Below are 21,766 nucleotides of genomic sequence, written 5' to 3' on the forward strand. Positions count from 1 at the left end.
GCTCTTCTGTCGGTCCCTCCGGTTACCTTCGAGACATGGAAGGCATCGAGGACACCAAGGGCAGCGCAGACATCGCAGGCATCACCGACACCCCGGGGTACGACTCCGCCGCGACCGAGCGCTGGGCCGCCGAGCCCGACAAACGCCCCGGGCGCACCGCCTTCCAGCGGGACCGCGCCCGCGTGCTGCACTCGGCGGCGCTCCGCCGGCTCGCCGGCAAGACGCAGGTCGTCACCCCCGGCACCAGGAGCCACGCCTGGGACGCCAGCCCCCGGACCCGGCTCACCCACTCCCTGGAGTGCGCCCAGGTCGGCCGTGAGCTGGGCGCCGCCCTCGGATGCGATCCCGACCTCGTCGAGGCGGCCTGTCTCTCCCACGACATGGGCCACCCGCCGTTCGGGCACAACGGCGAGCAGGCGCTCAACGACGTCGCGAAGGACTGCGGCGGCTTCGAGGGGAACGCGCAGTCGCTCCGCCTCCTCACCCGCATCGAGCCCAAGCGCTTCGTCAAGGACGACGAGGGGGAGCTCGTCAGCGTCGGGCTCAACCTCACCCGCGCCGCCCTCGACGCGGCCACCAAGTACCCGTGGGCGCGCGGCGGTCACCCCGAGGACCCCGGCTCGCCGAAGTTCGGCGTGTACGAGGACGACCTGCCGGTCTTCGAGTGGATCCGGCAGGGCGCCCCGGCCCACCGCAAGTGCTTCGAGGCCCAGGTCATGGACTGGTCCGACGACGTGGCCTACTCGGTGCACGACTTCGAGGACGGGCTGCACGCCGGGCACATCGACCCGAACATGCTGTACGCGGAGCCGGAGCGCGCCGACGTCTTCGCGGTCGCCCTCGGCCGGTACGTACCCGAGGACACCGACCCGCAGGAGCTCGCCGAGGCCCTGGACCGGCTCGTCGACCAGGAGTGGTGGCCGCACGGCTACGACGGCTCGGCCGTCGCGCAGGCCCGGCTCAAGGACGCCACCAGCCAGCTCATCGGGCGTTTCTGCCTCGCCGCCGAGGGCGCGACCCGCCAGGAGTACGGCTCGGGCCGGCTCACCCGGTACGCGGCCGAGCTCGTCGTCCCCCGTGAGACCCGTAACGAATGCGCCGTTCTCAAGGCCGTCGCCGACCGGTACGTGATGCAGCGCGCCGAGCAGGAGGCCCTCCGCGCCGACCAGCGGATCGTCGTCGCCGAGCTCGCCGAGGCCCTCGTCGCCCGCGCCCCCGACGGCCTCGAACCGCAGTTCCGCGCCGCCTTCGACGCGGCCCCCGACGACCGGGCCCGCAAGCGCGTCCTCGTCGACCAGATCGCCAACCTCACCGACGCCTCCGCCCGCGCCCTGCACGCCCGCCTCCGCACCCGGCAGGCGTAGGGCCTCTTCCGTCACCTCCGTCCGTACGGGACCCTCGCAGGCACGGCCCGGGGAGGTACGACGGGACGAACGCCCGGGGGCGTAGGTTGGAACCGGTCGCAACGAGGAGGAAACGACGTGGTCGACGCAGATCAGACCTTTGTCATCGTCGGCGGGGGCCTGGCAGGGGCCAAAGCGGCGGAGACACTGCGCGCCGAAGGGTTCAACGGCCGGGTGATCCTCATCGGCGACGAACGCGACCACCCGTACGAGCGCCCACCGCTCTCCAAGGGCTACCTCACCGGCGCCAAGGAACGCGACAGCGTCTTCGTCCACGACGCCGCCTGGTACGCGGCGAACGACGTCGAGCTCCACCTCGGCCAGTCCGTCACCGCCATCGACCGGGAGGCCCGCACCGTCCGTCTCGGCGACGGCACCGTCATCCGCTTCGACAAGCTGCTCCTCGCCACCGGCGCCGAGCCGCGCCGCCTCGACGTCCCCGGCACCGAGCTCGCCGGCGTCCACCACCTGCGCCGGCTCGCCCACGCCGACCGGCTCCGCCAGGTCCTCGCCGGCCTCGGCCGGGACAACGGCCACCTGGTGATCGCCGGCGGCGGCTGGATCGGCCTGGAGGTCGCCGCCGCCGCCCGCGGCTACGGCGCCGAGGTCACCATCATCGAGCTCGACCCCACCCCGCTGCACCGGGTCCTCGGCCCCGAGCTCGGCCAGCTCTTCGCCGATCTCCACACCGACCACGGCGTCCGCTTCCACTTCGGCGCCCGGCTCACCGAGATCGTCGGCCAGGACGGCATGGTCCTCGCCGTCCGCACCGACGACGGCGAGGAGCACCCGGCGCACGCCGTGCTCGCCGCGATCGGCGCCGCGCCCCGTACCGTCCTCGCCGAGAACTCCGGGCTCGCCCTCGTCGACCGGGCCGACGGCGGCGGCATCGCCGTCGACGAGTCCCTGCGCACCTCCGACCCCGACATCTTCGCCGCGGGCGACGTGGCCGCCTTCCACCACCCGCTGCTGCACACCCGGCTCCGCGTCGAGCACTGGGCCAACGCCCTCAACGGCGGCCCGGCCGCCGCCCGCGCCATGCTCGGGCAGCGCGTCTCCTACGACCGGGTGCCGTACTTCTTCACCGACCAGTACGACCTCGGCATGGAGTACTCCGGCTGGGCGCCGCCCGGCTCCTACGACCAGGTCGTGGTCCGCGGCGACACCGGCAAGCGCGAGTTCATCGCCTTCTGGCTCAAGGAGGGCCGCGTCCTCGCCGGCATGAACGTGAATGTGTGGGACGTCACAGACCCCGTCCAGGACCTCATCCGCGCCCGTACGGCCGTGGACACAGAAGCCCTCGCCGACCCCTCCGTACCCCTGGAGAGCCTGATCTGATCGGACCGGGCGACCCGTAGAATTCATGCGTGGCAGGCAGGATCAACGATGACGACGTGAAGGCGGTACGGGACGCGGTCCCGATCGACGCCGTCGTGTCCGAGTACCTCCAGCTGCGCAACGCGGGCGGCGGAAACCTCAAGGGCCTCTGCCCCTTCCACGACGAGAAGTCGCCCTCCTTCCAGGTCAGCCCCAGCAAGGGACTCTTCCACTGCTTCGGCTGCCAGGAAGGCGGCGACACCATCGCCTTCGTGATGAAGATCGACCACCTCTCCTTCTCGGAGACGGTCGAGCGCCTCGCCGCGAAGGCGGGCATCACCCTGCGGTACGAGGAGGGCGGCTACAACCCCGGCCACCAGCGCGGGGAACGCATCCGCCTGATCGAGGCCCACAAGATCGCCGCCGAGTACTACGCCGGGCAACTCGGCTCCGCCGAGGCCGAGATCGGCCGGAAGTTCCTCGCCGAGCGCGGCTTCGACCAGGCCGCCGCCGAGCACTTCGGCGTCGGCTACTCCCCGGCCGGCTGGGACCACCTCACCCGCTTCCTGCGCGGCAAGGGCTTCTCCGACAAGGAACTGATCCTCTCCGGCCTCTCCCAGGACGGCCGCCGCGGCCCCATCGACCGCTTCCGCGGCCGCCTCATGTGGCCGATCAAGGACGTCGGCGGCGAGATCGTCGGCTTCGGCGCGCGCAAGCTCCGCGACGACGACAACGGCCCCAAGTACCTCAACACGCCCGAGACGCCGATCTACAAGAAGTCCCAGGTGCTCTACGGCATCGACCTGGCCAAGAAGGACATCGCCAAGGTCAGCCGCGCCGTCGTCGTCGAGGGCTACACCGACGTCATGGCCTGCCACCTCGCCGGTGTCACCACCGCCATCGCCACCTGCGGCACCGCCTTCGGCGGCGACCACATCAAGATCCTCCGCCGGCTCCTCATGGACAACGGCTCGGCCCGCGTCATCTTCACCTTCGACGGCGACGCCGCCGGCCAGAAGGCCGCCCTGCGCGCCTTCGAGGACGACCAGAAGTTCGCCGCCGAGACGTACATCGCCATCGCACCCGACGGCATGGACCCCTGCGAACTCCGGCTCGCCAAGGGCGACGAGGCCGTCGCCGAACTCGTCCAGCCCCGCACCCCGCTCTTCGAGTTCGCCCTCCGCCAGATCGTCACCCGCTACGACCTGGAGACCCCGGCCGGGCGCGCCGCCGCCCTCGACGAGGCCGCGCCGATCGTCGCGAAGATCAAGAACATCGCCTCGCAGCACGAGGTCGCCGTCCAGCTCGCCGGCATGCTCGGCATCCTCGACACCCAGTTCGTGGTCCGGCGCGTCGCCCAGATCGCCCGCTGGCAGCGCCAGGGCGGCGAGCGCGGCCCCGGCCGGCAGCAGCAGCCCCAGCGGACGTACGACACCCCCGCCCCGGCCGCCGCCCCCTCGGGCCCGGCGCTCAATCTGCGCAGCCCCGCCCACCGCACCGAGCGGGAGCTCCTCAAGCTCGCCCTCCAGCGACCCGAGCTGGTCTCCCCGGCCTTCGACGCCTACGGGGTCGACGAGTTCACCGCCCCGCCCTACGCGGCCGTCCGGCAGTGCGTCCAGGACGCGGGCGGCGCCACCGGCGCCCCCGCCGACTACCTCGACGCCGTCCGCGAGGCCGCCCCCAACGACTCGGTCCGGGCCCTCGTCACCGAACTCGCCGTCGAGACGATCTTCGCCAAGACGATCGACGAGGTCTACGCCGGAGCCCAGCTCGTCCAGGTCCGCCTCCGCGCCGTCGACCGCCGCATCCGCGACGTCCAGGGCACCCTGGCCCGGCTCGGGCCGCACGGCGACCCCGAGCAGCTCGCCGCCGTGCAGAACGAGCTGTGGGTCCTCACCCAGTACGGGCAGTCCCTCCGGAACAACGGCGCCGCCGGGCTCTGACCCTCGGTCACGGAACGGACTCAAAAAGTCACCGCACGCCCCTCGTGGCGGCGATGTGTCGTACCCCACACTGGGTGACGGAGCCGTTCCGCCCCACCCTGGAGGTCGCCCGCCGTGCAGACCGAGATCCAGACGATCCAGACCACCGAACCGGACGAGCCGCCCGAACTCCCCGAGATACCCGTCCAGCGCCGCCGTACCGGCGACCCCGGAGGCAACGGCCCCTCCTCCGACCTCTTCCGCCAGTACCTGCGCGAGATCGGCCGCATCCCGCTGCTCAGCGCCGAGGAGGAGGTCGACCTCGCCCGCCGCGTCGAGGCCGGGCTCTTCGCCGAGGAGAAACTCACCAACACCCCCGACCTGGACAGCCGGTTGGCGGGCGACCTGGACCGGCTCGTCGTCCTCGGCCGGATCGCCAAGCGCAAGCTCATCGAGGCCAACCTCCGCCTCGTCGTCTCCGTCGCCAAACGGTACGTGGGCCGCGGGCTCACCATGCTCGACCTCGTCCAGGAGGGAAACCTCGGCCTCATCAGGGCCGTCGAGAAGTTCGACTACGCGCGCGGCTACAAGTTCTCCACGTACGCCACCTGGTGGATCCGCCAGGCCATGTCCCGGGCCCTCGCCGACCAGGCCCGGACCATCCGCGTCCCCGTGCACGTCGTCGAACTCATCAACCGGGTCATCCGCGTCCAGCGCCGCATGCTCCAGGAACGCGGCTACGAACCCACCGCCGAAGAGGTCGCCGCCCACCTTGACCTGCCCCCCGAGCGGGTCGGTGAGGTGCTGCGGCTCGCCCAGGAACCCGTCTCCCTGCACGCGCCCGTCGGCGAGGAGGAGGACGTCGCCCTCGGCGACCTCATCGAGGACGGCGACGCCGCCTCACCCGTCGAGTCCGCCGCCTTCCTGCTGCTCCGCCGCCACCTGGAGGACGTCCTGTCCACCCTCGGCGAGCGCGAACGGAAGGTCGTCCAGCTCCGCTACGGCCTCGACGACGGAAGGCCCCGCACCCTGGAGGAGATCGGACGCATCTTCGGCGTGACGCGCGAACGCATCCGCCAGATCGAGTCCAAGACCCTCAACAAGCTGCGGGACCATGCCTACGCCGACCAGCTGCGCGGCTACCTCGACTAGTCGACCTCGGCGACCGCCTGCGCGAACTGCGCCGCGTACAGCCGGGCGTAGGCCCCGCCGGACGACAACAGCTCCTCGTGCGTGCCCTGTTCGACGATCGAGCCGTTCTCCATCACCAGGATCACGTCCGCGTCCCGGATCGTGGAGAGCCGGTGCGCGATGACGAAGCTCGTCCGGCCGTGGGCCAGGCGCGCCATCGCCTTCTGGATGAGGACCTCGGTACGGGTGTCGACCGAGCTGGTGGCCTCGTCGAGGACGAGGATCACCGGGTCGGACAGGAACGCCCGCGCGATGGTGATCAGCTGCTTCTCGCCCGCGCTGACCCCCGCCCCGTCGTCCTCGATCACCGTGTCGTAGCCCTCGGGCAGGGTCCGGATGAACCGGTCGGCGTGCGCGGCGCGCGCCGCCTCCTCGACCTCGGCGCGGGTCACCGTGCGCGTGGCGCCGTACGCGATGTTGTCCGCGATGGTGCCGCCGAAGAGCCAGGTGTCCTGGAGGACCATGCCGATGCCCTTGCGCAGGTCCTCGCGGGACATCTTCGCGACGTCCACCCCGTCCAGGGTGATCCGGCCGCCCGTCACCTCGTAGAACCGCATCAGCAGGTTCACCAGGGTCGTCTTGCCGGCGCCGGTCGGGCCGACGATCGCGACCGTCTGGCCCGGGTCCACCGTGAGCGACAGGTCCTCGATGAGCGGCTTGTCCTCCTCGTAACGGAAGGAGACGCCCTCCAGGGCCACCTTGCCCTTGAGGTCCAGCGTCCCCCAGCCTTCGGCCGGGGGTGCCCCCATCTCGCTCGTCGGGGCGTCGGGCTCCTGCTCCTCCGCGTCGAGCAGCTCGAAGATCCGCTCCGCCGAGGCGACACCGGACTGCACCAGGTTCGCCATCGACGCGACCTGCGTCAGCGGCATCGAGAACTGGCGCGAGTACTGGATGAAGGCCTGCACGTCACCGATGGACAGGCTGCCCGTCGCCACCCGCAGACCGCCGACCACGGCCACCAGGACGTAGTTGATGTTCGAGATGAAGAACATCACCGGCTGCATCACACCGCTGTTGAACTGCGCCTTGAACCCGGCCTCGTACAGCGCCTCGTTCTGCTCGCGGAAGTCCTTCGCGGACTCGTCCTGCCGGCCGAAGACCTTCACCAGGCCGTGCCCGGTGTACATCTCCTCCACGTGCGCGTTGAGCGTGCCCGTCGACTTCCACTGCTGCACGAAGTGCGGCTGCGAGCGCTTGCCGATCTTCGCCGCGACGAACACCGAGACCGGCACCGTCACCAGGGCCACCAGGGCGAGCAGCGGCGAGATCCAGAACATCATCCCGAGCACGCCGACGATCGTGAGCAGCGAGTTGATCAGCTGGCCCATCGACTGCTGGAGCGTCTGCGAGATGTTGTCGATGTCGTTGGTCGCCCGCGACAGCACCTCACCGCGCTTCGCCTTGTCGAAGTACGACAGGGGCAGCCGCGCCAGCTTCGTCTGGACGTCCTCCCGCATCCGGTAGACCGTCCGGTTGATCACCTTGATCGACATGCGGGTGGAGACCAGCATGAGCAGGCCCGCCGCCACGTAGATCGCGAGGACCCACAGCAGGACCCCGCCGATCGCGCCGAAGTCCATGCCCTTGCCGGGGGTGAAGTCGACCCCGGACAGCATGTCGGCCATGCCGCTGTCGCCACTGGCCCGGAGCTTCTCCAGGGCCTGGGCCTTCGTGGCGCCCTCGGGCATGTTCCGCCCGACGACGCCCGCGAAGATCAGGTCCGTCGCCTTGCCGAGGATCTTCGGCCCGACCACGGAGGCCGCCACCGACAGCACGCCGGCGATCAGCATCACCCACAGCGGGCCGCGCTCGGGCGCCAGCTGCCGGAGCAGCCGCTTGCCCGAGCCCTTGAAGTCCATCGACCGCTGGTCGGGGCCGCCACCGGCCATCATGCGTCCGCCAGGACCGGCCATCAGGCTGCCTCCGCCTCGGTCAGCTGGGAGAGCACGATCTCCCGGTACGTCTCGTTCTCCGCCATCAGCTCCCGGTGCCGTCCGGTGCCCACCACACGGCCCTCGTCGAGGACCACGATCCGGTCGGCCTCGCGGATGGTCGACACGCGCTGGGCGACGATCACCACGGTCGAGTCCGCAGTCTCCTCGGCGAGCGCGGCCCGGAGCAGGGCGTCCGTCTCGTAGTCGAGCGCCGAGAAGGAGTCGTCGAAGAGGTAGATCTCCGGCCGCTGCACCAGCGTCCGGGCGATCGCGAGCCGCTGCCGCTGCCCGCCGGACACATTGGTGCCGCCCTGCGCGATCGGGGCGTTCAGACCGCCCTCCAGCTTGGCCACGAAGTCCTTGGCCTGGGCGACCTCGAGGGCGTGCCAGAGTTCCTCGTCGGTCGCGTCGGGCTTCCCGTACCGCAGGTTCGTCGCCACCGTCCCGGAGAACAGGTACGGCTTCTGCGGGACGAGCCCCACGGTCTTCGCCATCAGCTTCGGGTCGAGCGCGCGCACGTCCACGCCGTCGACCAGCACCTCGCCGCCGGTGGCGTCGAAGAGCCGGGGCACGAGCCCGAGCAGCGTCGACTTGCCGCTGCCCGTCGAACCGATGATCGCGGTGGTCTCACCGGGCCGGGCGACCAGCGCCACGTCCTTGAGGACCGACTCCTCCGCGCCCGGGTACCGGAAGTCCGCGTTCCTGACCTCCAGGTGCCCGCGCCGCAGCAGCTTCGTCACCGGCTCGGCCGGCGGCACGACGCTCGTCTCCGTCCCGAGGACCTCCTCGATGCGCTCCGCGCAGACCTCGGCGCGCGGCACCATCATGAACATGAAGGTGGCCATCATGACGGCCATCACGATCTGCATCAGATAGGCGAGGAAGGCGGTCAGCGCGCCGATCTCCATCCCGCCGCTGTCGATGCGGTGCGCGCCGAACCAGACCACGGCCACGCTGGAGACGTTCACGACGGTCATCACCGTCGGGAACATCAGCGCCATCAGCCGCCCCGTCGCCATCGACACATCGGTCAGCTCGCCGTTGGCGCCGCGGAAGCGCTCCTCCTCGTACCCGTCCCGCACGAAGGCGCGGATGACCCGGTTGCCGGTGATCTGCTCGCGCAGCACCCGGTTCACCGTGTCGAGCCGCTCCTGCATGGTCCGGAAGAGCGGCCGCATCTTCCGCACGATCAGCGAGACGGCGACGCCGAGCACCGGCACCACCGCGAGCAGCACGCCCGACAGCGGGACGTCCTGACCCAGCGCCATCACGATGCCGCCGACGCACATGATGGGCGCCGAGACCATCAGGGTGAACGCCATCAGGACCAGCATCTGCACCTGCTGGACGTCATTGGTCGTACGGGTGATCAGCGAGGGCGCGCCGAAGTGGCCCAGCTCCCGGGCGGAGAAGGACTGCACCCGGTCGAAGACCGCGCCGCGCACGTCGCGGCCGAGCGCGGAGGCGGTGCGCGCGCCGTAGTACACGGCCCCGATGTTGCAGACGACCTGGACGACGGAGACGCCGACCATCAGGGCGCCGAAGCGCAGGATGTAGCCGGTGTCCCCGTTGACGACACCGTTGTCGATGATGTCGGCGTTCAGGGTGGGCAGGTAGAGGCTCGCGCAGGTCTGCAGGAACTGCAGCAGGACGAGCAGGGCGATGGGTTTTCGATAGGGCCGCAGGTGGGTTCGGAGAAGTCTTATGAGCACGGCTCCTACTATCGCCCGCACCCCGGGAGCGTTACGACTCGGTTTCGGGGCACGGGCGGAGCCCTGGTCAAGACTTTACGAACCTCTGTACGAGCTCAGCCGCCGAACGCGCCCGGGTGGATCTGCTCCCGCGTCGCCACGTACTGCTGCCGCACCGCCTGGCCGACCGACAGCTCCTCGCCGGGCTCCAGGATCTGCGCGACCGCGCCCTGCCAGGCCGGGGGAGCGGACGGCGAGAGCGTGCCCCGCGCGACCCCCAGCGCCCAGGCGGCCTGCCGGGCCGCGCCGAGCGCCGCGTAGTCGGCGGGCTGCGGGACGACGACCTGCGCGCCGAAGATCGCCGGCGCGAGGGCCTGCACCGCCGGCAGCGCGGCGGCCGCGCCGAGCAGGAAGACCCGCCGCACCTCCACGCCCCGCCCGCGCAGCACGTCCATGGCGTCGGTGAGCCCGCAGAGCATCCCCTCGAACGCCGCCCGCGCCAGGTGCTCGGGCTTCATCGACTCGCGCCGCAGCCCGCTGAGCGTGCCGGCGGTGTGCGGGAGGCTCGGGGTCCGCTCACCCTCCAGATAGGGCAGCAGAACGAGCCCGGACGCACCCGGCGTCGACTTCAGCGCCAGCGCCGACAGCTCCTCCAGGGACTCCACCCCGAGCATCTCGGCGGTCCCGCGCAGCGCCCGTACGGCATTGGACGTGGAGACCACCGGCAGGTACATGCCGGTGGCGTCGGCGAAGGAGGTGATCATGCCGCTCGGGTCGGCGAGGGCCTCGTGGTGGACCGCCATCACCGAGCCGGAGGCGCCCAGCGAGACCACCGCGTCGCCGGGGCCGAGGCCCAGGCCGAGCGCGGCGGCCATCGTCTCGCCGGTGCCGGCGGAGACGAGGAGGCCCTCGGGGGTGATGCCGGCGGCCTCGGAGGGCCCGAGCACCTCCGGCAGCACGGCCTGGTGACCGAGGGCCAGTTCGACCAGATCGGGCCGGTAGGTCCCGGTCCCCACGGACCAGTACCCGGTGCCGGAGGCGGCGCCGCGGTCGGTGGTGCGGCGGGCGGGCCGGCCGAGCAGCTGCCAGACGAGCCAGTCGTGCGGCTGGAGGACCACGGCGACGCGCTGGGCGTGCTCGGGCTCCGTACGGGCCAGCCAGCGCAGCTTGGCGACCGCCTGGCCCGCCCCGGGCACGCTGCCGACGGCCTCGGCCCAGGCCTGCCGTCCGCCCAGCGACTCGACGAGGTCGGCGGCGGCGACCTGCGCCCGCTTGTCGTTGCGGACGAGCGCGGGCCGCACCAGGCCGCCCTGCGCGTCCAGCGGCACGAGCCCGTGCTGCTGCGCGGAGACGCCGATGGCCTCCACGCCTTCCAGGAGCCCGCCGGTCGCGGCCTCCCCGAGCGAGAGCAGCCAGGTCTGCGGATCGACGTCGACGGCCTTGGGTTCGCCGGGATGCGCGGCGTACCCCTGCCGCAGTACGGCACCCGTGTCCGTGTCACAGACGACGATGCGTGTGAACTCCGCAGAGCTGTCCAGTCCGGCGACTATCCCCATGACACATGATTCTGCCGCACTCGAGGGGGTTCAGGTGTTGCTGGTGCCCCAGTCCTCGTCGTCGACCTTGCCGTTGCCCCGGCCGCGCTCGCGCAGCGCGTGCACCCGGTCGGTCACGGAGTGGGGCAGCTTGTCGCCGACGACGTGCAGGGCCTTGCCCGCGGCCTGGCGCCCGGTCTGGGCGGCGGACTCGGTGGCGTTCCGCACGGCCGGGTTCTGTGCGAAGTCCTTCGCGGACTTCTTCATCTGTTCGTAGCGCTCGCGTCCCGCCCGCGTGCCGACCACGTAACCGAGGGCGAGTCCCACGACGAACGTCAGCTTGTACCGCACGGCTGCGATCCTTCCCTGGAGGCCCTGGGGGAACCGATTGGCGGAGCACCCCCCTGCTTGCGCTAATGTATGTCTCGCAGCGAGCGAGCGCCGCCCGGGAAGGCCCGAGGTGGATCCGATCGGTGCAACGCAGCAATCCCCTGTAGCTCAATTGGCAGAGCAGCCGGCTGTTAACCGGCAGGTTACTGGTTCGAGTCCAGTCGGGGGAGCGCGATCCCCTGTAGCTCAATTGGCAGAGCATTCGGCTGTTAACCGGAGGGTTACTGGTTCGAGTCCAGTCGGGGGAGCGAGACGGAAGAGGACCCTTCGGGGTCCTTTTTCGCGTCTACGGGAACCATGCGGGGCGCGACGCGGTCTTCATGGTCGAGCAGAGCCGATCATCCGGAGCAGGAGATCGTATGAGCGGCTATGCTGCGGCAGACGGCGCGCACACATGTACGCGCCTCACCGTACGGGGCGGTAGCTCAGCCGGTTAGAGCAGCGGACTCATAATCCGTCGGCCGTGGGTTCGAGTCCCACCCGCCCCACCGAAGAAAAACGTTATGACCTGCGAAAACGCCCCTGGAGGGGTGTCTTCGCGTGCAGCGAACCAGGCGTTGCCGGCCTGTCTCGGTGGCTCTGCGCCTTCTTGACCTGAGGTTCCGGGTGGAGCGTAGATGTGCAGCCGTGTCGATGATCCCACGGCCATCCCACGCCTCCTGTGTGTGACACGCCGCACACTGCGCCGAATATCTGCTCCCTTGTCGAGGCTCTGGCGCTCAGGAGGGCGGACGCTCGTCGGCAGGGGTGCCGGGGCCGTTGCGACGACGGGGGTCGCCGCCCTCGGCTGGTCCGCGTCGGTGTCGAAGGCAGGTGGCCGGCGGCGAGGTCCTCGGGGGTGTCGGGACGGCGTCGGGCTCCGTGCGGGCCAGTTCGGCTTTGCGCCGCGTGAACGAGGACCGGTAGACGGGCTGCCCGCCGCGGATGGCGGCGTGGCGCCGCAGTCGCCACGAGATCGTTGCAGTGATCGAGGTGCCGCGACGGCCTGTTCCGCCTGCCCTTAACGCCGAGTGCCGGAGGGAGGGGCTCATCCATCAGCCCCTCCATCCGGCGCTACAGGAACGCTGCCGCCACGTGCCCACGGACTGCGGCTGGACGCCGAGCTCGTGGGCGAGCGCTCCCTGGTGCGGAGCGGCGGCTGTTGTCAGGACTGCTGGGTGGCAAGTCGCTTGGCCGAGGCACGGCGTTGGGGCTGCAGGGGGTCCACGAGGACGCCCGAGCCCTTGCCGGGCGTGTGGTTCCAGCCCCGGATCTTCGCCGCGGCCTTGGTGAGGCGGATGTCGCCAGGCGGTACGTCGATGGAGAACAGCGACTCGTCCGGCGTGGCGTCGTCACCGCCCCAGCGGACCACGCCGTCGCAGTCGGCGAGGATGTCCCTGATCACCAGCTCTTCCAGGGGGAAGAAGCCGCCGCGGGCCCCGGAGGGATACGAGCCGGGCCGGATCTGGACGGCTGTACCGGATGCCAGGTTGGACTCCGCCAGACCCTTGCGTACCGAACCGGGCTCGCGCCAGCCGACGACCTCTCCCGCGCGCAGGGCGTCGATCTCGTAGTGGAAGCGGGTGACCACGTGGACCAGGACGGTCTCCACCTCGGCCATGCGCATCTGGACCCCGTCGAGCGGGGTGCCGGGGACCGGCCTGGTGTAGATGTGACCGTGGTCGTCTGCGGTCTTCTCCATCTCCCAGCCGTTCTTGGAGGGAACGCCCGTCAGCACGCGCTTGTTGCGCTCCTGCGCCTTGCGGAGCTTTTCACGGATCTTGTCCAGATCCGGGGCTGGGGCACGGCCCGCAGCGAAGGCGGGGAGGGACAGCGCCTGCGATGCGGCGGCGACGCCGACCGCCATGAAGGCGGCGCGTCGCAGGACGGCGCGGCGATTGATGTCCACGGTCACTTCTTCGTCTCCTCGAATCCTCGTACCAATGGTGGGGCGGTCGGCCACGTCAGACGTTCCGGGAGATGGAGTTGTACTTCTCCATGATCTGGTAGAGGGCTGTCCGCTGCCTGGCGTGTTCGGTCGCCTCAGTGCCCTCCGCGCCCTGGTACCGGCGCAGGATCTGGTAGATCTCGCTCTCCGTGTAGTCCAGGCTGATGGGGCGCAGACGCGTCTCCGGAATCGCGCTGCCCGGAGCCCCGCCGGCGTTCCAGATGTGGATCAGGGGGACGGTGGACATGGCGAACTGTTCGTCGAAGCGGCACTTGTTCCAGATGTTGTACTTGGCCTCGGCGTTGGTGACGTCGCGGATCTCACCCGACTCGTAGCCGTTCTGGATGGCGTAGTTCCATGCCAGGGCCGCTGTCAGACCGAACTGCTGGGCTATTCCGGTGGAACTGTCCTTGAAGTAGCCGGTCGTCAGGAACGTGTCACGGACCACCTCGTCGACGGTCAAATCGACCGGGTCGATGTGCCGCATCTCCCAGTAGGCGGTCGTCTGGATGAGGGCCTTGCGCATCTTGTACTTGTAAGCGAGGTAGGTGGTGACGGTGTCCCATTCGAGGACGACCCTCCGAAAGCACTCCTCATGCGTGTGCGACCTGAGACCACCGTCATTGGGGAAGCCGATCGACTCCATGTACTTGCCGACGTCCGTCCGCATCGCCGAGATGACGCTGGAGGAGAGGTTGGTGTCCGGCAGAGGAGTACGGGGAGGGTCGAAAGAGCCCTGTCCGATGTCCCGCCCCGAGGCGATATTGACGTCGAGATTGATCGCACCGTCGCCGGTGCCGATCGTGCGGGTGACGATCTGGTCGTAGGCCCAGTTCGCGGGCAGCGGATATCCGAAGTTCCCGGAGAAGCCGGACGACATGTCGGAGACGAACGAAGCCGTGGCGTGACCGGCCTCGCCGACGCGCGTACAGACGTTGCGCGGTCCGTAGACGCCGATGGCGAACCGGTTCCCGTCGTCGGCGATCGCGTCCGCGATGCCCTTGAAGTGCGGCAGGACGTTGGAGGTGACGTCCGCGTCGAGGGCGTCGAAGTCGACGGCGAAGAAGATGCGGGTCCCCGTCTTGAAACCGTGATCCAGCGCGGCGTTGATGGCGGACTGGCCGGCCGCACGCCCCTGGGGGTAGCTGAAGTTGGAGGCGTTGCGGCCGAACGTCTGATAGATCGGGAAGCAGCGCAGCCCGTTGTCGGCGATGGTCTTCAGCTCGCCGGGTTGGATGGCCTTGTGGCGCAGGGGGTCCTGGTCGTTCTCCGGCGGGACGGGGTTCGTGAGGTAGCGCCCCACGTACTTGATGCCGTTCGCCTTCAGCGTGGCGGCCCGCGCCGGCGTGATCAGCGTGATGCCGTCGCAAGCCTCGCCGTTGCGGGACTGATCGCCGTACGAGACCAGCAGGGAGGCCCAGGTCGAGAAGTTACCCGTGCCGGTGACCGGAAGCATCGCGAACGACTGGAAGGCGCTGACGGCATAGGAGAGGCTGCTGGTAAAGGTGGAAGTGAAGTCCACGGGCCGCTGGTTGAGGATCATGCCGGCCGAGAACAGCCGCACCCACGTGCCGGAGTCGCCTGTGGCGACGGGGTGGCTCTTCAGACCGCTCTGCGTGCCGGGTCCGAAGACACCGTTCGCCGTACCGTCGGCCATGCCCAGCTCGTACTGCACCGCGAACAGCATGGACTTGGCCACGTCGCGCGAGTGGTGGCCGTCTGCCGGGATGATGTAGAAGTCCCGGCGGTTCAGGTACGAACCGTTCAGCCATCGCTGCACAGCCCGGATGGATTCCGAGCCGCCATTGACGGTGACGTAGGCGTCCATGTTGAGCAGGCCCTTGAAGACCTTGGGCACCAAGGAATCGCCGGGGAAGGCGGAATCCACTCCCATGTCCAGCTTCAGCCTGGTGATGGACGCGGACACACGGGAGTTGTACTGCCCGTCGATGTCGCCCCCGTCGTAGCCCTTGCAGTACAGGCCGGACTGGATGATCCGCGCGAAGTTCGCGGACGGTACCGTGCCGGCGTTGAGGGTGGGGTACTTCGACTGGAGGGTATTCAGGGTCGTGGGGCCGAAGGTATCCGAAAGGGTCGTGATACCGAGTTCGTACTGGAGGGCGCGGGTCAGCGCGAACATCACCTTCCAGCTGGTGATCCCGTTCTCGGCGAGCGGCTCGATGCCCAGCTTTCCGCCGTACGTGACGTTGATGAATTTCTGAGCCCTGAGCACCATCTCGTCGGCCATGCGGCAACTCCCCTCGGTCGCGGCAGAGGCACGTCACGGCATGGCAATGGGACCACCAAGACCACAATGCCCCCCCGGCATTGGTTGGCGCGTGCTCCGACCCCTGGGCCGGGACAGCATCGCTTTTGATCAACCTAAGGTCCGTAATGCGCGAACGGCAGTTCGAGGGGTAACTGGCGGGGAAGTTGGCCTGAAAAAACCTGTTGCGGGCAGAGGGTGCGGCTGTCAGCAGGCCTGGCCGGGTGCGCACTCCATGGCGAACTCCCAGAAGAGCAGAGCGAGGGCGCACACGGCGAGGGAGACCGTACCCATGATCGCGAAGCGCCGACGGGCCGGCCGCTGCCGTAGGCGGGAGGCGATCAGAAGCCCGACGGTGGGGGCGACCACCACGCCGCCGATGCCCGACCACAGCAGCACGGCGGAGGCCACTTCCCAGAACGGATCGCGATCGCGCGAGCCCAGGCCGATGACCGTGGAAAGGACGAAGGCGAGGGGCGATGCCAGCCACCACAGGGACAACCCGGCGATCGTCCGCTCGGCGGAGGCGGAGAGGGCGCGGGGGCTGCCGGACGGGTCGCTGCGGACGGGAGCGGAACTGTAGGACGGCATGCGTGCACCGTACGTCCTGCCTCCACCCGAGGGGCACCCCGCGTGGTCGCGGACGGCGCGGTCGTCGGCGCCACCGAAGGGCGACCCGGCGGGCCTCGACGTGACGCCGACCTCAAGTGCTCGGCCTCCACGGCATCCCGGGACGCCGGCGGCTCCGTCCGGCCACCGTCGGGCGGCCGTCTCGACGACCCGGAGGCCCGGCCGGCGAGGGGCGCACGGGACGAAGGCGACGGTGCGCGCCGAGAGTCGCAGGCCGGGAGGGCGATCAGAAGGCGTGGAGGTACACCCGCGCCTTGCCGCCTGTCACGTCGTACACGTAGACGTCGATCCACTGGACGCTGCCACGGCGATGGTCCTTCACGCAGGGCGGGCACACCCCTGCCCAACGGGCACCCTTCAGGGTCTGCGGCTCCGGCAGCCCCAAGTGCCCGAAGAGTTCCTGATCCGGCGGGAGAGCCACGGCCTTGGTGCGGAGAGGTTTCTCTGTGCGAAGGTCTTCCGCGATCCGGACGGCCGTGTTCGCCTCGGTGACGAAGGAGAGGAGATAGACGTCCTCCTGCGGGTTCGCCCGAACCGCGCCGTTCCCTTCCGTCGAACCCGCCGGCACCTCGACCTTCATGAAGTCGGCAGCCTCGGGCGCGCCGGCTCCCTGCTCCAGTACGGGACGTCCCCGCGGCCGCCCTCACGACCGGGGTCCGAGGGGTTCACCGTGGCCGAGCTCGTGTACAGCTCGGACGGTGAAGATCTCTGGTGATGCGCGTCACGGGAGCATCATGCCGGAGGTCACCCGGATGGCCGCGCGTATGGAACGCGTCAGGAACCGGCTCTCGACTGGATCGCGTGACGGCCTGTCGGCAACATCGTTCTGCTGACGCGGCTGTGCGTATGCGAACCCGGGGGGAGTGCGATGACGTTCGACGAGGAGTGGACCGCGGCCAAGGGGGGCGCGAACGCGAACGTCGCCACACGGCTGAACCAGGTCGACCCGGGCGGCGGCGGAGGTGCGGCCGACCTGACGGTCGACCGGGACGACCTGGGTGCGATCGGCAGCGAGGCGTACACGCTCTACAACCGGCTCGCCGACGACGGCGACCACGCCCGGCAGACGACGCACGACGCGTCGATCGCCCTGCTCAACGGCAACTTCGAGACGGGGACGGCCCTGCTCGAGGTGAACGACCTCTGGAGCAAGCAGCTCAGGACGCTGATGGACGCCTGCGCGAACATCTCCAATCACCTCGACTACTCGGCCGCGTCCCACAAGAAGGAGGAGGACGACATCATCGTCGCGATGAGGGCGTCCCAGATCGATCAGTACTTCACGTAGGGACGGGGATCATGACGCTCGGATTCGACGACGTGCTGCATGCCCCGCTGGGCAAGCTGCAGCAGGCCATGACCGACTGGTCGCAGATGGTCACCAGATTGAACACCCTCGCACAGGACGCCCGCGGGGGGATGAAGGCCAAGGCGGACAAGGCCGACTGGACCGGCGTGAACGCCGACGTCACCAAACCCTTCATCGGGAAGACGGCCAAGGAGTTCGAGGACGCGGCGAAGGCCGCCAAGGGCGTGGCGCAGATCCTGGAGCAGGGGCACACCGCGTTCAAGAAGGCCAAGGACGACCTCCAGAAGATCGTGAACGAGGAGGCTCCGGCACGGAAGGTGTCCGTGGCCGCCGACGGCACCGTACGGGCGGCCGCACCCTTGGCGGACACGGTCGACGCGGCCGGCAGGCACGACCCCGACTACCAGGGCGCACTGCGCAAGGAGCAGGCCGACATCGCGTACGTCGAGGGCCGGATCAGGAGCGTCCTCGAAGCGGCGAACGAGGCCGACCGTGACATCGCCAAGACGCTGCGGGCCAACAAGGGAGACAGCGAGCACGACTTCAGCGCGCCGAAGTTCGGCAGCGCCGACGAGATGAACGCCGACCGCGCCGCCGAGCTCGCGCGGAAGGGCGACCGGGCGACGGACAAGGAACTCAAGGAACTGCAGGACCTTCTGCACGACCACGGGAAGTCGCCGGAGTTCAGCACCACGTTCTACGAGCGCCTCGGGCCGGAGCAGAGCGTGAGGTTCTTCGCGGACCTGACGCTCAACGGGGAGGGCGACAGTAAGGAGCGGGCCGAGACGGTCAAGGCGTTGCAGAAGGACCTCGGCTTCGCGCTCGCGACCGCCACCGATCCGGACCACCAGCCCCATGTGTCGGAGAAGTGGCAGACGGACCTCCGCCGCACCGGATCGAGTCTCATCGACGTGGATCCCGGGCGCCGCGCCAACTACCAGCCCTACGGCTACCAGGTGCTGAGCAACATCCTCCGCTACGGCGAGTACGACCGGCGCTTCCTCACCCCGATCGCCGAGCACGCGGCGCAGCTGCAGGCACAGGACCCGGAGATCTGGAAGCGCGGCGTCCCCCGGAACGAGCCGTACATCGGCATCAACCTCAACCCCGCCGGCACCGACGGCAGCTCCGGATACAACGCCATGACCGGCATCCTGGAGGGGCTCGGCCACAGCCCCGAGGCGGCCAGGGACTTCTTCGACGGCAAGATGACGCCGTACTCCCTGGACGGCCAGAAGATGGACAAGGCGTACTTCGAGCGCGAGGTCGGCGGCGGATACACCCCCGAGAACCTGGAGAACTGGAACCTGCGCTCGGACGGCACCGGGAACATCTACCTCAAGGACCTGAGGCCCACGAGCGGACTCGACGGCAAGACGTACACCGACTACTTCGAGATGTTCACGGACAAGGACCACCCCTGGTTCGACGACCGTTCGGCGACCGGACCGAAGATCGGCGACGGCGACGCCCAGGAGGCGTGGGACAAGGCGTCCGCAGCGGCGAAGGAGTCGGGTCCGAACGCACTCGGGCACGCGCTGGAAGCGGCTGTCTCCGGTCGTTCGTACGATGACGACAGCACGACGGCGAAGCCCGTCCCGCACTCGGAGGATCAGGCGAAGCTGATGCACCGGGTGGTGGAGAAGTTCGGCAACGACCCGGGCAACGAGCTCATCGCGATCAAGCCGGACGGTAAGAGTGGCCCGCTGGCTTCGATGAACGACAGCCTGGGCCATATGACAGCCGAATACATGAGGGACGTCCAGAAGGCGATGGGAGCCTCCGGCATCGTCACCAACGGCGAGGACGCAGGTCTGAGCAACCTCAACGGCGGACCCCTCCTGGACTTCCTCGGGACCGTCGGAAAGGATCCGGACGCTTACGGCGCGATCATCAACGCTCAGCAAGCCACGACGACCGACGTGCTGAACGGCGTGGCGGACAAGTACGTCGAGGGCGGTATGCGGGACTTGGGCGACGCGCGTGCTGAGGTCGACACCTTCACCAAACCGGGAGCGACCATCGCCGGCATCGTTTCGGAGGCCCGTGCGGAAGCGATGTACATCGAGAAGACGGCCGGGGACAAGGACTTCAACGACGGTCTCAAGGACGGCACCAAGTGGGCCGACCGTGCGTTCGGCGTCGTCACCAAGCCGCTGGAGGCCACGGGCGTGGGCGCCCCGCTCGCCTGGGTCGTCGAGGACATCAAGGAGAGCGTCACCGACAAGTACAAGCACGACTCCGTGGGCGAGGGGAAGGAAGCCGCGGACGCCTATCTGGAACAGCAGCGTGAGGCCAGTGCCACCGCCGCCCGACAGGCTGCTGAGCTCGCGGCGAGGGAGGCCGGTCTGTCCCCGGAGGAGCAGCGGAAGTTCGGTGACAGCGCCTACGACAAGGCCAATGCCGGATATGACGAAGGCGTGGGCAGGGGATCTGGGTTCAACGCTGATCCGCATGGAGACGGAGAGTGAATGTCTGAGCTGCAGGAGCGAGACGGGCGGACGGTGCTGTCGCGCCGCCGTCGCGCCGCCGCGGTGATCGCCGCTGTGGTGGTCCTGGCCGGTGGCGGGCTCTACTGGTGGGCGTCCGGCGATTCCGAGGTCGAGGTGCCGGACCGGATCTGCGGCGGTGCCCTCCCGGGGAGTGGCGCGGCGATACTGCTTCCGCAGGAGGGGGCGCAGTACGAGGAGAGGTCGGACAACGACTTCGGCGCGGAGAAGCCGGGCGACATTTGGTGCCATGCGGACGCCGGTGGCCAGTCCCTCCTGTTCAGCTACTGGTGGTCGGTCTCCGATCTGGGTTCGGCCCTTGCCGAGAACCCTGGCAATACGCCCATGCAGTTGGGGCAGGCCAAGGGCTACACGAGCGAGGACGACGCCGAGATCTATGTCTCCTGCCGCGGTCGGTCGGACGAGGGGGAGTGGATCAAGGTGCGGCTGGCGCGGGGCGCCTGGGACCGGAGCACGCCAGGAGAGCAGGACCGGGTTCGTCTCGCGGAACTGGTCGGCGATGCCACCCGGTACGTGGCGAGGGAACTGGGGTGTGAGGGTGCCGCGAAACTGCCCGGCGGGGCCCCGGCCATCGGCTAACACCCGTCGAAACGCGCCTCCGGTGATTCCAGCCGGCGCGCGAGACCGAATTTCGATTTCGGGTGGGAATTATCCCTGCTGGGGCTGAGAACCTGCCGTGCATGTCGCGCGGCCGAATGCGCCCATTGCGGTGGCGCGCTGGACGTGCTTGTTGTGGATGGCGAGTGTGCAGGACGCCTGGCCGCCCTTTTCGTCGAGGGTGATGGCCACGCTCGGGGCCTTGTCGGCGGGCAGGGGAATTGACTTGGTCCAGGGGAGTTTGACGCCCTTCTCGACCGTGGCCGTGCCGGCCTTGCCGTCGGCGAGGTACGAGATCTCGACCGTCCCCGTTCCCGTGACCTCGTACGTCACCTCGGCGGCCGAGGCGGCGTTCGGCTTCGGCTGTTCGTCGGAGTTCAGGACGCCGTAGCCGACGAGACCGAGGCAGGCCAGCAGGGCGACGCCGGCGATCAGCAGCCCCCGCCGGGCCGGGGAGCCGCCCGTGCTCTCGGGTTCGTTCTCCGCTCGCACTGCGTTTTCAGCGAGTTCATTGGACGACATGAGAGCCCGGCTTTCGGTGGGTCGGCAGATGATCCGGGTGGTTATACACCACGCCACCGGCCGAGTGCGAGCGAGCGGAAGAATCGGGCGAACTCCACCCCCTTCGGCCTGCTGATTGTCCTTTATGTCTCGGGGGTTGACCGGGCCTCGCGAGAGTGGCTAGAAATCCCGCTGCAATGCCCGTGAACTCGTGGTTCCCCTCCTCGCGCGATCACTCCGCATTGCTCCAAGCTGGGCGGAAACCTCTGCACCAGCTCCTTCGGCATGCCCATTTCGTGTGGAGCGAATCGGGTGTGTCGATACCGAAAGGCATTCGAGGTGAAAGTTCCTTACAGGAGATATCTCTCCTGTCTTGTCGTGTCGGCGGTAGCCGGCACGCTGTTGCCCCAGGTCGCCTATGGGGCTCCCCAGTCACCGTCGCCCAGCGACGACAAGGGCGCCTTCGACACGATCGCCGGCTGGTTCTCGGACGACGAGGGCGACGGCGACTCGGGTCGGACGGAGGCGTCCTCGACCGCCGGCGCTCCGGTGAGCCGGGACAAGCTGCCGAAGGGCAAGGCGGCGCCGAAGGCGAAGCGTGTCGCCGAGCTGACCGGGAAGCGGACGGCGAACGCCCGGTACT

17 protein-coding genes and 3 tRNA genes are annotated in these 21,766 nt (G+C 69.3%); 11 read left to right on the forward strand and 9 right to left on the reverse strand.

Annotation, left to right across the window (positions count from 1 at the left end):
• The first annotated feature begins 35 nt into the window (after positions 1–35).
• The 4 genes from ACWGN5_RS12530 (at position 36) to ACWGN5_RS12545 (ending at position 5,794) form a co-directional block, all read left to right on the forward strand.
• On the forward strand, positions 36–1,364 hold the full coding sequence (locus ACWGN5_RS12530) for a deoxyguanosinetriphosphate triphosphohydrolase (protein ID WP_453513885.1): 1,329 nt from the start codon (positions 36–38) through the stop codon (positions 1,362–1,364).
• A 117-nt stretch (positions 1,365–1,481) separates the two neighbouring features.
• A complete protein-coding gene (locus tag ACWGN5_RS12535) occupies positions 1,482–2,741 on the forward strand; it encodes an NAD(P)/FAD-dependent oxidoreductase (protein ID WP_453513888.1) in 1,260 nt (419 codons plus the stop codon).
• 29 nt (positions 2,742–2,770) lie between these two features.
• The gene (gene dnaG / locus ACWGN5_RS12540; RefSeq protein WP_453513890.1) at positions 2,771–4,663 is read left to right on the forward strand and encodes a DNA primase; all 1,893 of its coding nucleotides are present in this window, start codon (positions 2,771–2,773) and stop codon (positions 4,661–4,663) included.
• A 114-nt stretch (positions 4,664–4,777) separates the two neighbouring features.
• Positions 4,778–5,794: an RNA polymerase sigma factor gene (locus tag ACWGN5_RS12545; protein ID WP_453513892.1), complete on the forward strand. Its 1,017-nt coding sequence runs from the start codon at positions 4,778–4,780 to the stop codon at positions 5,792–5,794.
• On the opposite strand, the gene ACWGN5_RS12550 is transcribed toward ACWGN5_RS12545, so the two are convergent.
• The 4 genes from ACWGN5_RS12550 to ACWGN5_RS12565 all read right to left on the reverse strand — a co-directional run bounded on the left by ACWGN5_RS12550 (position 5,791) and on the right by ACWGN5_RS12565 (position 11,344).
• Positions 5,791–7,746: an ABC transporter ATP-binding protein gene (locus ACWGN5_RS12550; protein ID WP_453513895.1), complete on the reverse strand. Its 1,956-nt coding sequence runs from the start codon at positions 7,744–7,746 to the stop codon at positions 5,791–5,793. The two genes, ACWGN5_RS12545 and ACWGN5_RS12550, sit on opposite strands and share 4 nt — an antisense overlap.
• On the reverse strand, positions 7,746–9,479 hold the full coding sequence (locus tag ACWGN5_RS12555) for an ABC transporter ATP-binding protein (RefSeq protein WP_453513897.1): 1,734 nt from the start codon (positions 9,477–9,479) through the stop codon (positions 7,746–7,748). Before ACWGN5_RS12555 ends, ACWGN5_RS12550 begins: the two co-directional genes overlap by 1 nt.
• 95 nt (positions 9,480–9,574) lie before the next feature.
• Entirely contained in the window at positions 9,575–11,014 is a 1,440-nt protein-coding gene (locus tag ACWGN5_RS12560; protein WP_453513900.1) for an FGGY family carbohydrate kinase, read from the reverse strand.
• A gap of 30 nt (positions 11,015–11,044) precedes the next feature.
• Positions 11,045–11,344, reverse strand: coding sequence for a YtxH domain-containing protein (locus ACWGN5_RS12565; RefSeq protein ID WP_453513902.1), 300 nt, complete (start codon positions 11,342–11,344; stop codon positions 11,045–11,047).
• Between the two features lie 136 nt (positions 11,345–11,480).
• Between ACWGN5_RS12565 and ACWGN5_RS12570 the strand changes: the two genes are divergently transcribed.
• From ACWGN5_RS12570 to ACWGN5_RS12580, 3 genes are all read left to right on the forward strand, one after another.
• A tRNA-Asn gene (locus tag ACWGN5_RS12570) sits at positions 11,481–11,553 on the forward strand.
• Between the two features lie 5 nt (positions 11,554–11,558).
• A tRNA-Asn gene (locus ACWGN5_RS12575) sits at positions 11,559–11,631 on the forward strand.
• A gap of 166 nt (positions 11,632–11,797) precedes the next feature.
• A tRNA-Ile gene (locus ACWGN5_RS12580) sits at positions 11,798–11,871 on the forward strand.
• A gap of 656 nt (positions 11,872–12,527) precedes the next feature.
• Here ACWGN5_RS12580 and ACWGN5_RS12585 read toward each other — a convergent pair.
• The 4 genes from ACWGN5_RS12585 to ACWGN5_RS12600 all read right to left on the reverse strand — a co-directional run bounded on the left by ACWGN5_RS12585 (position 12,528) and on the right by ACWGN5_RS12600 (position 16,786).
• Positions 12,528–13,277 carry a hypothetical protein gene (locus ACWGN5_RS12585; RefSeq protein ID WP_453513905.1) on the reverse strand — a complete coding sequence of 250 codons (750 nt, stop codon included), beginning with the start codon at positions 13,275–13,277 and terminating at the stop codon, positions 12,528–12,530.
• 49 nt (positions 13,278–13,326) lie between these two features.
• Entirely contained in the window at positions 13,327–15,558 is a 2,232-nt protein-coding gene (locus ACWGN5_RS12590) for a glycoside hydrolase domain-containing protein (protein WP_453513908.1), read from the reverse strand.
• A gap of 225 nt (positions 15,559–15,783) precedes the next feature.
• Positions 15,784–16,167: a hypothetical protein gene (locus ACWGN5_RS12595; protein ID WP_453513910.1), complete on the reverse strand. Its 384-nt coding sequence runs from the start codon at positions 16,165–16,167 to the stop codon at positions 15,784–15,786.
• A gap of 265 nt (positions 16,168–16,432) precedes the next feature.
• Positions 16,433–16,786: a hypothetical protein gene (locus ACWGN5_RS12600; RefSeq protein ID WP_453513913.1), complete on the reverse strand. Its 354-nt coding sequence runs from the start codon at positions 16,784–16,786 to the stop codon at positions 16,433–16,435.
• A gap of 288 nt (positions 16,787–17,074) precedes the next feature.
• On the opposite strand from ACWGN5_RS12600, the gene ACWGN5_RS12605 reads away from it, so the two are divergent.
• The 3 genes from ACWGN5_RS12605 to ACWGN5_RS12615 are packed head-to-tail and all read left to right on the forward strand — an operon-like array spanning position 17,075 to position 20,604.
• Positions 17,075–17,494, forward strand: a complete 420-nt coding sequence (locus tag ACWGN5_RS12605) for a hypothetical protein (RefSeq protein WP_453513915.1) — start codon at positions 17,075–17,077, stop codon at positions 17,492–17,494.
• Positions 17,495–17,505: 11 nt separating this feature from the next.
• On the forward strand, positions 17,506–19,986 hold the full coding sequence (locus ACWGN5_RS12610) for a hypothetical protein (RefSeq protein ID WP_453513918.1): 2,481 nt from the start codon (positions 17,506–17,508) through the stop codon (positions 19,984–19,986).
• Positions 19,987–20,604: a hypothetical protein gene (locus ACWGN5_RS12615; RefSeq protein ID WP_453513920.1), complete on the forward strand. Its 618-nt coding sequence runs from the start codon at positions 19,987–19,989 to the stop codon at positions 20,602–20,604. It begins immediately after the preceding gene.
• A gap of 69 nt (positions 20,605–20,673) precedes the next feature.
• Here ACWGN5_RS12615 and ACWGN5_RS12620 read toward each other — a convergent pair whose 3' ends face one another.
• Positions 20,674–21,114 carry a hypothetical protein gene (locus ACWGN5_RS12620; RefSeq protein ID WP_453513923.1) on the reverse strand — a complete coding sequence of 147 codons (441 nt, stop codon included), beginning with the start codon at positions 21,112–21,114 and terminating at the stop codon, positions 20,674–20,676.
• Positions 21,115–21,501: 387 nt separating this feature from the next.
• On the opposite strand from ACWGN5_RS12620, the gene ACWGN5_RS12625 reads away from it, so the two are divergent.
• Positions 21,502–21,766 (forward strand): hypothetical protein (locus tag ACWGN5_RS12625; RefSeq protein ID WP_453513925.1); only part of this gene is annotated, 265 nt, incomplete at its 3' end.

The organism is Streptomyces sp. NPDC055815 (genome assembly GCF_053616475.1).